This is a genomic window from Campylobacter sp. IFREMER_LSEM_CL2101 (genome assembly GCF_025771825.1).
In the GTDB taxonomy this organism is placed as follows: Bacteria; Campylobacterota; Campylobacteria; order Campylobacterales; family Campylobacteraceae; genus Campylobacter_D; species Campylobacter_D lari_C.
This window is the reverse complement of sequence record NZ_JAKMQZ010000002.1, coordinates 74,429-87,413: the sequence shown is the minus strand read 5'-3', so window position 1 is coordinate 87,413 and position 12,985 is coordinate 74,429. Positions and strand designations below refer to the sequence as shown.

The 12,985-nt window shown below is 28.2% G+C and carries 15 protein-coding genes; 10 read left to right on the top strand and 5 right to left on the bottom strand.

Annotation, left to right across the window (positions count from 1 at the left end; all coding sequences use genetic code 11):
• From rpsF to L8V88_RS01755, 3 genes are all read right to left on the bottom strand, one after another.
• A complete protein-coding gene (rpsF, locus tag L8V88_RS01765) occupies window positions 1–375 on the bottom strand; it encodes a 30S ribosomal protein S6 (RefSeq protein ID WP_012661658.1) in 375 nt (124 codons plus the stop codon).
• A gap of 90 nt (window positions 376–465) precedes the next feature.
• Entirely contained in the window at window positions 466–1,431 is a 966-nt protein-coding gene (holA, locus tag L8V88_RS01760; protein WP_263726530.1) for a DNA polymerase III subunit delta, read from the bottom strand.
• Entirely contained in the window at window positions 1,424–3,364 is a 1,941-nt protein-coding gene (locus tag L8V88_RS01755) for a VacB/RNase II family 3'-5' exoribonuclease (protein ID WP_263726529.1), read from the bottom strand. Before L8V88_RS01755 ends, holA begins: the two co-directional genes overlap by 8 nt.
• Window positions 3,365–3,471: 107 nt before the next feature.
• On the opposite strand from L8V88_RS01755, the gene ilvC reads away from it, so the two are divergent.
• The 5 genes from ilvC to L8V88_RS01730 are packed head-to-tail and all read left to right on the top strand — an operon-like array spanning window position 3,472 to window position 7,580.
• A complete protein-coding gene (gene ilvC, locus L8V88_RS01750; protein ID WP_012661655.1) occupies window positions 3,472–4,494 on the top strand; it encodes a ketol-acid reductoisomerase in 1,023 nt (340 codons plus the stop codon).
• Window positions 4,495–4,546: 52 nt separating this feature from the next.
• Window positions 4,547–5,563 (top strand): divergent polysaccharide deacetylase family protein, encoded by a 1,017-nt coding sequence (locus L8V88_RS01745; protein ID WP_263726528.1) that lies wholly within the window; start codon window positions 4,547–4,549, stop codon window positions 5,561–5,563.
• Entirely contained in the window at window positions 5,550–6,317 is a 768-nt protein-coding gene (locus tag L8V88_RS01740) for a DNA-protecting protein DprA (protein ID WP_263726527.1), read from the top strand. The genes L8V88_RS01745 and L8V88_RS01740 overlap by 14 nt, the downstream gene beginning before the upstream one ends.
• Complete coding sequence (gene ruvX / locus L8V88_RS01735; protein ID WP_263726526.1) at window positions 6,314–6,700, top strand: Holliday junction resolvase RuvX; 387 nt, start codon at window positions 6,314–6,316, stop codon at window positions 6,698–6,700. Before L8V88_RS01740 ends, ruvX begins: the two co-directional genes overlap by 4 nt.
• Window positions 6,687–7,580, top strand: a complete 894-nt coding sequence (locus L8V88_RS01730; protein WP_263723650.1) for an RsmB/NOP family class I SAM-dependent RNA methyltransferase — start codon at window positions 6,687–6,689, stop codon at window positions 7,578–7,580. Before ruvX ends, L8V88_RS01730 begins: the two co-directional genes overlap by 14 nt.
• A gap of 188 nt (window positions 7,581–7,768) precedes the next feature.
• Here the strand turns inward: L8V88_RS01730 and rpsO are convergent, their stop codons facing one another.
• On the bottom strand, window positions 7,769–8,041 hold the full coding sequence (gene rpsO, locus L8V88_RS01725) for a 30S ribosomal protein S15 (RefSeq protein ID WP_039618506.1): 273 nt from the start codon (window positions 8,039–8,041) through the stop codon (window positions 7,769–7,771).
• Window positions 8,042–8,219: 178 nt separating this feature from the next.
• Between rpsO and L8V88_RS01720 the strand changes: the two genes are divergently transcribed.
• Genes L8V88_RS01720 through L8V88_RS01700 form a run of 5 tightly spaced genes read left to right on the top strand, consistent with a single transcriptional unit; the run spans window position 8,220 to window position 12,684 of the window.
• Window positions 8,220–8,624, top strand: coding sequence for an Rrf2 family transcriptional regulator (locus L8V88_RS01720; protein ID WP_263695407.1), 405 nt, complete (start codon window positions 8,220–8,222; stop codon window positions 8,622–8,624).
• Complete coding sequence (flhA, locus tag L8V88_RS01715; RefSeq protein ID WP_263726525.1) at window positions 8,617–10,776, top strand: flagellar biosynthesis protein FlhA; 2,160 nt, start codon at window positions 8,617–8,619, stop codon at window positions 10,774–10,776. The genes L8V88_RS01720 and flhA overlap by 8 nt, the downstream gene beginning before the upstream one ends.
• Window positions 10,777–10,785: 9 nt before the next feature.
• The gene (locus L8V88_RS01710) at window positions 10,786–11,838 is read left to right on the top strand and encodes a DHH family phosphoesterase (RefSeq protein ID WP_263724835.1); all 1,053 of its coding nucleotides are present in this window, start codon (window positions 10,786–10,788) and stop codon (window positions 11,836–11,838) included.
• Complete coding sequence (locus L8V88_RS01705; protein ID WP_039626390.1) at window positions 11,822–12,058, top strand: hypothetical protein; 237 nt, start codon at window positions 11,822–11,824, stop codon at window positions 12,056–12,058. Before L8V88_RS01710 ends, L8V88_RS01705 begins: the two co-directional genes overlap by 17 nt.
• Complete coding sequence (locus tag L8V88_RS01700; protein WP_263726524.1) at window positions 12,055–12,684, top strand: hypothetical protein; 630 nt, start codon at window positions 12,055–12,057, stop codon at window positions 12,682–12,684. The genes L8V88_RS01705 and L8V88_RS01700 overlap by 4 nt, the downstream gene beginning before the upstream one ends.
• On the opposite strand, the gene L8V88_RS01695 is transcribed toward L8V88_RS01700, so the two are convergent.
• Window positions 12,673–12,804, bottom strand: coding sequence for a hypothetical protein (locus L8V88_RS01695; RefSeq protein ID WP_256374638.1), 132 nt, complete (start codon window positions 12,802–12,804; stop codon window positions 12,673–12,675). The two genes, L8V88_RS01700 and L8V88_RS01695, sit on opposite strands and share 12 nt — an antisense overlap.
• Window positions 12,805–12,985: the final 181 nt, after the last annotated feature.

Sequence of the window (12,985 nt, the reverse complement as noted above, 5' to 3'; positions counted from 1 at the left end):
TTAGCCTTCTGTACTTTCGCTAGCTTTGATTTCTTTTTTATTTTGTTTGATACCTTTGCTTAGTTTTTCCCAAGCTGCAATTTCTTTTTTATTTTCATATTTCACGATTAAAAATCTAATTACTTCTTCAGTGATTCTTAATACCCTTTCAAGCTCTGCTATTAAATTTGTAGGAGCTTTGAAATAAATCACAAAATAAGTTCCTCTTTCGTATTTTTTAATTTTATACGCAAGTTTTCTTGTTCCCATTGGAACTACGCTTTCAATTTCTGCGCCATTTTTTGTAAGGACTTCTTTTACGAATTCCAACTTAGCACTTACTTCTTCTTCTGTAAGTGTCGGTTTTAATATGAATAAAACTTCATAATGTCTCATTTAATTTCTCCTTATGGATATAAAGCCTAAAATTTTTAGGCAAGGATTTGCATAAAATGCAAATTTTATTTTACCATAAGTTTTCTTAATTTAACTTTTTAATATGGAGCTAAGTTGTAAAAGTGTTGCGATTAAAAACTCTTTTTTTTCTATTTTAGAATTCTTTTTTAATTCATATTCGCAATTACAAAGTGTCAAAAAGATATGTTTATATTGTGGTATTTTGATCATAAGAGCTTGTTTTTGAAGATTTTGTGCCACAGAAATAGGCGGGGCATAGCCTAAAATTTCTTTTAAGTCTAAATTTCCATAAATTTTAACATGTAATGCAATTTTAAAAAGTCTAGAAAAATTTGCATATAAGGCATTAATCAATGCTATTTCATTATAATTTTCTAAAATATTTTCAAGTTCGTTTCTTAAATCTTGTTTTTGCATTAATTTATCAAAAAAACTTTCAAAGCTAATAGTACTTAAACTATAACAATGCTCTTGAATGATTTTTTCATCGATATTTAAACCACTAAATTTATTTAACTCATTAGCTGCTAAATATAAATTTTCATTAAAATTATAAAAAAGAGTATAAAGGGCATTTTGAGTGATATTGATATTTAATTCTTTAGCTTTTAAAGCTAGCAACTCCATACCTTCTTTGGCTGAATTTACCTTATAAAATCTACAAAAATTATTAGCAAAAATTTTCTCCGCTTCACTTTGTTTAGAGCTTTCATCATAAATTTCAAGTAAAAAATAATTATCTTGCGAATTTTGACAAAGCTGTAAAAGTTGCTTGAGTTCTTTACTTGGGATTTTCTTTTGAGTTTTGATTTCTAGCAGTTTTCTCTCGCTAAACAAAGAAGCACTAGATAAATAATCATAAGCTTGCTTAAAATCATATTCTTCAAAATAAAATCTTAAACTCTCATCAAAAGAGTATTTGTCTTTAATAAATTTAGCATAAAGTTCTATTTGGAAATTATCCGCTCCATAAAGTAAGAAATAATTAGGAAAATTATTACTATTAAGTAAGCTTTGGAGTTGATTTTTATACATTTTGGTTTCTTTCTAAACTAAAATGCTTGGTGATTTTGCCAAAAATTTTAGCACTAACAATATCCACTTCAGTGATTTCTACCTCTACATTTTCTAATAAATTTGCCCTTGAACCTATAATGGTAATCAAAGCTCCCTTAATTTCATCATTTAATTTTACTTGCAATGAACTTTGATTTTCTACCACTAAAGCCTTAAATTTTTTTCCTATATTTTCTTTTGCCCATCTTGCAAATTTTCTATCCATGAAATGCCAAGCAACTTTATCCGCCTCTCTTTCTAGTAAGCTTAATTCCTCACAAGTGCTTTGTATATTTAAAAGTAAATAATTAAACATTTTTTCATCATTGTTGATTTTAGCTTTTAAAAGTCTATGTAAAATAAGATCAGAATACCTTCTAATAGGGCTTGTAAAATGGGTATATTTATCAAAGCCTAAGCCAAAATGTCCCGCATTTTCACTAGAATATTCTGCCTTTTTTTGCGCTTTGATGATGAGCTTATCTACTTCTTCTCTTATATTTAGCTCATTTGCTAAGACTTGAATGTCTTTAAATAATTCTATGACATTATTTTTAGGATTAATATCTATACTAAGTGTTGAAAGATCAGCTAGCAATTGATCTATTTTTTTATAATCAGGACTTAAGTGATTTCTAAAAACTCCTATATCAATGAGTTTTGCTGCAGCTTTATTAGCTAAAAGCATGCAATCTTCGATTAAATTATGTGAGGCTGTGTCATTTTCAAGGCGTGTTTTTATGAGTTTATTATTTTCATCTAAAGTCATTCTTAACTCTTGGGTTTTAAACTCACAAGCATTTTTTAATCGTTTTTTGCGTAAATTTTGAGTGATTTTAAAAACTTCATAAAGCCAATTAATCACACCTAAATCTTCTTGCGTTTGTAAATACTCATCAACTTCATCGTAATTAAAACGGCGTTTTGAGTTAATAATAGCCTCAAAAAGCTCTTCTTTAATCACTTCATTATTTTGATCTAAGCTTATTTTAAAACAAAATGCTAATCTATCTTCATTGGGTTTTAGTGAGCAAATATTTTCACTCAAAGCTCTTGGCAACATAGGTATGGCAATATGAGGAAAATAAATCGAAAAGCCTCTTGATCTTGCTTCTTTATCAATGGCACTATAAGCATGTACATAAGCGCTTACATCGGCTATGGCTATATAAATGGCATGTTCATTTTTATCATAATAAATTGCATCATCAAAATCTTTTGCATCAATTGGATCAATGGTGCAAAAATTTAAATTTCTAAGATCTTTTCTTGATGGATACATACTTGCATCAACTTTATCTCCATAAGCTTTTGCTTCATTTTCACATAAATTATCAAAAATTGCATTTTTATTAAAAAGTGCTAAGGAAATTTTTTCATCCACAAAATCATCATCAATATGCCCTATCACTTCAGTGATATTATTATCATGATTTTCTATTTTTAAAATAGTTCCTAAAGGCAGAGCTTTTAAGGATTTTTGAGAGGCTTTTAAGGCACATGTAAGTCCTGTTTGAATATTTACTCCAAGGACCGCTTCTCCGTATTTTTTAGTCATAACCAAAGAAGTTTTGTGGGCTCTTTTAAGTATTAAAATAACTTTAGCGCTTGGACGCTTTTTTTTAAGAGGAAGTAATTTTGCCACAACTATATCAGCATAATTTGCTCCTTTTAAATTTTTATTTTCTATGAGCAAATCACGCTTAAAAGCAGGATCAAAACTTTCTAAAAATCCCGTTCCATTAACAGAAATATCAATTTTACCAAAAGTAAAGCCATCTTTTAAATAGTATTTGTTTTTATAAAATTTAATAATATCACAAGTTAATAATTCTCTAATTATTTGCTTGTTTTTATTGGTAATTTCATTAGCATTTAGACCATAACTTAGTTGATTAAATAATTCTTTCATAAGACTCTTTATAGCAATTTTTCAAAACTTAAATTTTATCATAAAAGGATTAAATTTATATTTTTTAGTTATAATCTTTGCTTTAATTTTAATTTTAGGAGTGCATAATGGCTGTATCAATTTATTATGATAAAGATTGTGATATTAATTTAATAAAATCAAAAAAAGTAGCTATTATAGGTTTTGGCTCTCAAGGTCATGCTCATGCTATGAATTTAAGAGATAGTGGTGTAGAAGTGATCATAGGCTTAAAAGAGGGTGGGCAAAGTTGGGCAAAAGCTCAAAAAGCAAATTTTATAGTAAAAAGTGTAAAAGAAGCTACTAAAGAAGCAGATTTGATTATGATTTTAGCTCCTGATGAAATTCAAAGTGAAATTTTTAATGAAGAAATTAAACCTGAATTAAAAGCAGGTAAAACTCTAGCATTTGCACATGGATTTAATATCCACTATGGACAAATTGTTGCTCCAAAAGGCATAGATGTGATTATGATAGCTCCTAAAGCTCCTGGTCATACTGTAAGGCATGAATTTAGTATAGGTGGGGGTACTCCTTGTTTAATTGCTATCCACCAAGATGAGAGTAAAAATGCTAAAAATTTAGCTTTAAGTTATGCTAGTGCTATAGGCGGTGGTAGAACAGGTATTATAGAAACGACTTTTAAAGCTGAAACTGAAACAGATTTGTTTGGTGAGCAAGCAGTGCTTTGTGGAGGACTTAGTGCTTTAATCCAAGCTGGTTTTGAAACCTTAGTTGAAGCAGGATATGAACCTGAAATGGCGTATTTTGAGTGTTTGCATGAAATGAAATTAATTGTAGATTTGATTTATCAAGGTGGTATTGCTGATATGAGATATTCTGTTTCTAATACAGCTGAATATGGAGATTATATCACAGGACCTAAGATTATTACCAAAGAAACTAAAGAGGCTATGAAAGGTGTTTTAAAAGACATACAAAATGGAAGTTTTGCTAAAGATTTTATCTTAGAAAGAAGAGCAAATTTTGCAAGAATGCACGCAGAGCGTAAATTAATGAATGATTCTTTGATAGAAAAAACAGGACGCGAACTTCGCGCTATGATGCCTTGGATTAGCGCTAAAAAATTAGTTGATAAAGATAAAAACTAATTTGAAAACTATAAATAAAAAATACAAAGTGCTTCTAGCGCTTTGTCTTATTGTGTTTGGAATTTTTCTTTTTGCATTTGGAGCTTTGTTTTTAAAAAAAGAAGAAAATAAAACCTTAGACTATAATCAAACCATAGTTAAAAAAGAACCATTACCACCTACAAAAGAACAAGAAAATAATTTTAGTTTTAATGATATAAATTTGACTTTAGAAAATGAAAAATTAGAATTTTTAGATAAAAATATTAGTGAAATTTTAAATTTAAACCCTGTAAATACAGAGTTAAATCAAACTAAAGAGGATAATCAAACTTTAATTTTAGAAGTAATAGATCAAAATACAAGTAAAGAATTAATCAATAAAGAGCAAAATATATCAGATAAAAATGAGGATAATAAAACTCAAATCCTAGTGCAAAAAAATACCAAACCTCGTCTAGCAATTATTATAGATGATATGGCAAGTCACACTCATGTAGATATGCTTAAAAAAACAAATTTAAAATTAATCCCATCTTTTTTTCCACCTGATAAACGCCATCCTTATACAGCTGAGTTCGCAAAGGATTTTGACTTTTTTATGGTGCATTTACCCCTTGCTGCTATAAAATATGACAAGGCGGAATTAAATACCTTACACCCTAGCGATGATATACAAAAAATAAGCAAACGCGTAGCTTTTGTAAAAGAGCAATTTCCAAAAGTAAAATTTATTAACAACCACACAGGAAGTTTATTTACTGCAAATAAGCAGGCTATGGAAAAATTATTTAGTGCCTTTAAACAAAATGATTTTATTTTTGTAGATTCAAGAACTATAGGAAATTCTAAAGCTAAAATTTTAGTAAGTCATTTTGAACAACCTTATATAGCTAGAGATGTTTTTTTGGATAATGAAGATGATATAGCATATATTAAAAACCAACTCAGACAAGCAGTAGAAGAGGCAAAAAAGAAAGGTTTTGCTATCGCTATTGGTCATCCAAGAGAAAAGACTTTTAAGGCCTTGGTGCAGAGTAAAGATTTGTTAAATTCAGTTGAGCTTGTGTATTTAAATGAAATTTATTGAGAATATTGAAGATTTTAAAAATCTTTTAAATCCACCTTCAAAGATTTATTATAAAGGCAATTTAGAGCTTTTAAATGCCAGAAAAGTGGCTATTGTAGGTTCTAGAAAAATGAGTGTTTATACTAAAAATTGTCTTGTTGAATTGGTGACTTTGCTAAAAAAAGCTAAGGTTTGTGTAGTAAGTGGCGGGGCTTTGGGAGTGGATATCCAAGCAGCTAAAATAGCTTATCCTCAAACCATAGCTATATTTGCTAATGGGCTTGATGAGATTTATCCAAAAGCAAACACAAATGAAATTTTAAATATTTATGAAAATGCTTTGGCTTTAAGTGAAAATGAAGGTAATTACAAGGCAAAACCTTATGATTTTTTATTAAGAAATAGACTTATTATTGCTTTAAGTGAGGTTGTTATAATAGCTCAAGCTGATTTAAAAAGTGGTTCTATGCAAAGTGCAAGACTTGCTTTAAGTATGAATAAACCTATATATGTATTACCTCATAGGAAAAATGAAAGCGAAGGAACAAATTTGCTTTTAGCTACAAAAAAGGCAAATTTAATTCATGATTTTGATGAATTTGTAAAAATGTTTGGAGAACTTCATCATGAACAAAGCGAAGATGATTTATTAAGTTTTTTAAAGCATGAAGATGATTTAGAAAAAGTTTTAAAAAAATTTGGCGATAGAGTTTATGAGTATGAACTTGAGGGTTTGATAGAAATATCTGGAGTAAAAATAAGAGCTTGCTTATGAAAACTTTAGCATTAGATATAGGTTTAAAGCGTATTGGTATTGCTTTGTGTATTAATAAAAGTATAGCTATGCCACTTGAAGCTATTATTAGAAAAAATCGCAATCAAGCAGCAAATGAGGTAAAAAAATATATCAAAGAGTATGATATCAATACTTTAGTAGTAGGAATTCCTTTAGGTGGATCTAGTGAAGATGAAATGCGAAAAAGGATAGAGCATTTCATATCTTTACTTGATTTTGATAAAGAAGTTTTTTTTGTTGATGAGAGTTTTAGCTCTAAAAACGCACAAGAGCTTGGTGTAGTGAATTTAAAGAAAAAAGATGGCAAACTTGATTCTTTAGCTGCGTATTTATTTTTAAAGGATTTTTATGGCCTTACTTGATTTAAATACAGCTTTAGATGAAATTTATACAAAAGAACAAAAAGAACAAATCCTTCGAAGTTTTAATCAAGAAAAATATGTCAATATTTTTAGAAATTCTTTGCTTATTGATAATGAAAAACTAGAAGAAATTTTAAATAATGAAAATATAAAATTTGAAAAAATTGATCTGAATTGCTATAAAATTCCAAGTATTTTCAAAAGCAAATTAAGCTCACTGAAAGCTTTTGATGAAGGTAAGTTTTATATACAAAATTATTCTTCATACTTATGTGCTAAAACTTTGGGTGTTAAAGCTGGTGAGAGTGTGCTAGATATGTGTGCAGCTCCTGGTGGAAAAAGCTTAAATTTAGCTAATTTTATGCAAAATGAGGGTTATTTAGCAAGTTGTGAATTATCTAAAACACGTTTTTTTACCTTAAAAAAAACTATGGAAAATTATCAAGTTAAAATTGTAAAATGCTTCTTAAAAGACGCACGTACTATAGGCAAGGCTTGTCCTTTGAAATTTGATAAAATTTTACTTGATGCACCTTGCTCAACTTTTGCAAAAATGGGTTTTGAAATACAAAAAAATACAAAAGAAATTAAGCAAATTGCAAATTTACAAAAAAAGCTTTTGCATTCAGCATTACTAGCTTTAAAACATGGTGGAGAATTAGTGTATAGCACTTGTACATTTTTAAGAGAAGAAAATGAAGCAGTTTTAGAAAATGCATTAAGAAATGAAAATTTTAAATTAGAATTGCTTGATTTTGATTTAGCTAATGTTAATTTTATTTACTCAAAAAGTGATGAATTTGATTTATCATTTGCCAAAAGAGTTTTGCCAGATGACTATGCAGATGGGTTTTTTATAGCAAAAGTGAAAAAACTTTAAAAATCAATAAATTTAAATGTGAAAAATATTTTTATTCATAAAACTTAAAGTGCTATTTTTAGGTGCTTAGAAGCTAAAATCACATTGTGAAACTCTTGTGAATAAAATATCAAAATTTTGAAAGCTTAAATTAAAGTAGTAGTAAATAAATATAATAAAAAATATATAAAGATAAATAAGCACGAGGCTTATTTATCTCTTAAGTTTAATTCGCTGATTAATTTAGTGTAAGCTTGATAATCTTTTCTTTTTAGATAAGATAAAAGTCTTTTTCTTTGACCAACAAGCTTTAAAAGACCTAAACGAGAAGAAAAATCTTTTTTGTAGATTTTTAAGTGTTCTGTTAAATCTGAAATTCTTGCACTTAAAAGTGCGATTTGAACTTCTGGAGAACCTGTATCTCCTTCTTTTCTAGCAAATTTTGCAACTATTTCTGCTTTTTTAGCCGAATCTAAAGCCATAATAGACCTCCTGAGCGGTATTTAATTAAAAGGTGTAATTATAACTAAAAAACCAAAAAAAATGCTGAATTTAAAAAATATGAAATTTAATATTTATCGATACTTATTTTTGATATAATAAAAATTTTTATTAATAACCAAAAAATAATATATTATATTTATAACTTGAAAGGAACAAATGTTATTTACCAAAGCTAGCGAATATGCTTTATTGTCTTTAATTCATATAGCAAAATCTCAAGAACCGCAAGATGTAGATACTATGTCAAGTGTTTTGGATATCCCTAAAAGTTTTTTAGCAAAAATTTTACAAGCTCTTGCTAAAGACGCACTTTTGAAATCTTATAAGGGTGCTAAAGGTGGATTTATGCTTGTTAAAAAGCCAAGTGAATATACTTTAAAAGAAATTATTAATAGTGTAGAGAAAAAATCTATTAATGTTTTTGAGTGTAGCAATGGAATTTGTCCTTCTCAAAAAGAAGATAATTGTAAAATTATGCCTATTTTGGTGAAACTTCAAAATAAAATCGATGATTTTTTAGTTTCTATTACTTTAGAGGATATTATTCAAAATAATGGCTAAAAGAGATATTTTTAGCTTAGTGTTGCCTTGGGTTGCTCCACTTGTTGCGCCTATTTTAAAGGCAAAAAGCTTAACTATAGTAGCTGTAATTATTGCAATTTTAGCTATTATTATAGTACCTTTACCAAGTATAGTTTTAGACTTTTTTCTTGCTTTAAGTATAGCAATTTCGGTTTTAATTATTTTAATTTCTTTATATATACCAAAGCCTACGGATTTAACAACTTTTCCAACTATGATTTTAATTATCACGCTTTTTAGACTTTCACTTAATATAGCTACAACGCGTATGATTTTGAGTGAGGGTCATCAAGGACCAGCTGCTGTTAGTGATATAGTGGCAAGTTTTGGTGAATTTGTTGTTGGCGGTAATTATGTTATAGGTATGGTTGTTTTTTGTATTTTGGTTTTGATTAATTTTATGGTTGTAACTAAAGGTAGTACAAGGGTTTCTGAAGTTCAAGCAAGATTTACTCTTGATGCAATGCCAGGTAAGCAAATGGCTATTGATGCGGATTTAAATGCAGGTTTGATTGATGAAAAAACTGCGCGCGCAAGACGCCAAGAAATCATAGCTGAAGCAAATTTTTATGGAGCAATGGATGGTTCTTCTAAATTTATAAAAGGAGACGCTGTTGCTGGGATTATCATTACTATTGTAAATTTAATTGGTGGGTTTATGATAGGTTATTTTCAGCATGATATGGAGCTTGGAGAGTGTGCCTCAACTTATACTATATTAACAATAGGTGATGGACTTGTTTCTCAAATTCCTGGACTTATAACTTCAACAGCAACTGCTATCATTATCACGCGTGCTAGTAAAGATGAGGATAATTTTGCTGAAGGTTCTATTAATCAGCTTTTGGGAGAATATAAAACACTACTAATTGTAGGTTTTGTTTTATTTATTTTTGCTTTAGTACCTGGTTTACCACATTTTTCTTTGGGTTTTATGGCTTTAGTGTTTTTAGGTCTTGGTTATATGATAAAGCAAGTGCAAGAGGGTAAAATTCAAATCAACGCAATTTCGGCTAAAAAATCCCAAGAAGCTGATGAGCAAGAGCAAGCTAAACCTCAAAAACGCAGTGAAGAAGAAATTTTAAGAGAAGAAGAAAATAAAATCACAGATATTTTAAAATTAGAAATTTTAGAATTAGAATTAGGCTATGGGCTTATTAAGTTAGCAGAAAGTGAATTAACAGAGCGTATTAGATCAACAAGACGCAATATAGCTCAAAGTTTAGGCTTTTTAATGCCAAAAATTAGAATTAGAGATAATTTACAATTAAAGCCTAATGAATATACTTTCAAACTCAAAGGTGTGGGTATAGCTAGTGCTGAAATTTATCCTGATAAATATCTAGCTATGGATAGTGGTTTTATCACTGAACCTATTGAAGGTATAGCTACTAAAGAACCTGCTTTTAATTCTGATGCTTTATGGATAGAATCATCTTTAAAAGATGAGGCAACGTTAAATGGTTATATTGTGATTGATCCAGCAAGTGTGATTTCAACCCATATGAGCGAGCTTATAAAAGCTAATGCTTCAGAGCTTTTAACTAAACAAGAGGTTCAAAATTTATTGGATAAAATCAAAAATGATTATCCTATCGTGGTAGATGATTGTTTAAGAGTTGCTAGTATAGGTTTAATCCAAAAAGTTTTAAAAGCTTTACTTAAAGAACATATTCCTATTAAAGATATGCTTACAATTTTAGAATCAATTAGTGATATAGCTGAAGTAAGTAAGAGTTTGGATATGATTATTGAGCATGTAAGGGCCTCTTTAGCAAGAGCAATTACAAATTTATATGTGGATGAAAAAGGACAAATTAGCTTTTATATTTTTGATGCTGCTGCTGCTGCAAAATTAATGGAGCATGTGCAGTTCAAAGATGGTTCGTATCATTTAATGATAAATGTAGCTCAAACCGGCGCTTTAGTAGAAGCTTTAAAAGCTGAACTTGCAAGTGTGGCAAATACAAGAATTAAGCCTTTCTTGCTTTGTGTTGAGCCACAACTTAGAAAATTTATCGCTGATATTTGTTCTAATTTTGGTATTAATATTACGGTTTTAAGTTTTGCTGAGATTGCAGAAAATACCAAATTTGAAACAGAAGGCATCATAAAAGTTGATAATTTATAAAGGAAAAATATGAAAATTTATCATCTTTCACATACGGATTTAGATGGTTATGCTTGTCAGTATGTGCTAGATTTTTATTTTAAGAATTGTTATTTTTATAATTCTAATTATGGTAAAGAGATTAATGAAAATTTTAATGTGATTTTTAAAAATATAGAGGAAGATTTAAAGCAAAATCCTAATGAAGAATTTGTGATTTTAATCACGGATTTAAATTTAACTTTAAGTCAATGTGAAGATTTTCAAAAAGCTATAGAAGGTAAAAAAATCAAGCTTTTACTTTTAGATCATCATCAAAGTGGCTTAGAATGTATGCAAAAATATCCTTGGTATTTTTTAGATGATAAAAGATGTGCTACTAAGATTGTTTATGATTTTTTTAGTAAATGTTATGGCGAAAACAAGGCTTTGTCAGAATTTGTAGATGTGGTAAATGCAGTAGATATTTGGTTGAGTGAAGATGAGAATTTTGAACTTGGAAAAGTACTGCTTGGTATGGTTTCTGGAGCAAAAGAAATCAATAGAGTAATGTTTGCGCAAGAAAATATCAAATATCTTTTTTATCTTTTTGATGTTTGTAGAAAATACATTCATCAAAAAAATGCTCATATTAATTTAGATGATGACTTGCATGGCTTAAAAAAATCTTTTTTTAAAAAAGAAAATGATGATACTTTAAGCAATTTAATTTCCAAATTTGTGGTAGAAAGACTAAGTGTAAATAAAGAAAAATTTAGTGTATTTTATAAAGGAAGTAAAGGTTTATTAACTTCAAATATAGGCAATACTTCTGTAATTGGAAATGATTTTTTAATGCAAAATCCCGATTTTGATTTTTTTGTTGATCTTAGTTCAAGAAAAACCTTAAGTTTTAGAGCAAATAATAAAGTCGATGTGAGTTTGATGGCTAAAAGCTTGGTTAATGGGGGAGGGCATAAAAATGCTAGCGGTGGATTGTTTGCTGCGTATAAAGATAGCTCTAACTATGATTTCATAAAAGCACAATTTGTAGATTTAATTAAAAGCAAAGAATTAAAGGAAAATAATGAAAACAAATCATGATTTTAAAGAAGAAATAGAAAATTTACAATATGAATTAAGTATAGTTTTAGAAGCAATGCTCTTGTTTGCTGGGGTAAAAAGAGCAAAATTAGAAAAAGCAATTGGACTTTATATTGATTGTATTGATGAGGTTTGTCAAAATACTCAAAAAGAAGGAGTTGATGAGATCTTAGAAGTAGTAGAGTACTTAAAAAATCATCATAAAGATTTATTTGAATGAAAATTTTATTATTGCTTTTTGCGGGAATTTTTTCTTATGCAAATATTTATGAGGATCTAAGTGATTTTGCTTACAATAAACAAAACACGCTAAATTTAAGCTCAAGTCAAGCTTTATTTTTAGAATACAAGCAAAACAAACAAGCTTGTGTGGATATAGTGCTTGCTAAAAATAAGGCTTTCGTGGTTAAAATTTATCCATTGTGTGAAAATTTAAACGAAAAAAGTCTAAATGAATACTTAAATACGCAATTTATAAGTTTATACGCTAAAGATTTATCAAAACTAAGAAAAGAAATTGCTGATATTAAAAATATTATACGTGATTTTATGATTTATTATACCTTACATCAATCTTTTGCAGATGAAATTAAGAAAATGAGTAAAAATGATAAATTACAAGCATATAAACTAGATGAGAAAAAAGGTGGAAAAATTCTTTACAAGGTTAATAATCAAGCTTGTGTAGTTTTTGATTTGTATTTAGATGAAAATTTGCAAGCTAGTATGCAAGTAAGCGGAATGGAAAATTTGGATAAAACTTGTATGGAGTTAATCTCATCCCCTGATTTTAAAGACTTATCTTTCACAAAAGAGGGTATGAGAAAATATAAATTAAAAAACTAATCTAAAAAATCTTAAATAATATAATTTTAAAATTCTACTCAAAGCCATTTTTTTTCTTTCTATATTAGAAAACACATAAGCTTCAAGATCTTGCTTTTCTCTTAAAGTAAGATTTTTCATTATTGTAAACCTTTTAAAAAATATTGCTAGACGCAATTATATTATCTTTTCTTTTAAAAAAACTGAAAAAGAAATTTTTATATATTATATATAAATGGCTAAATAAACTTTAGTTATATAGACTAAATAATTTTAAATATTTTTATTTAAAAATAACTTGACATTATTATACTAAAGTTGT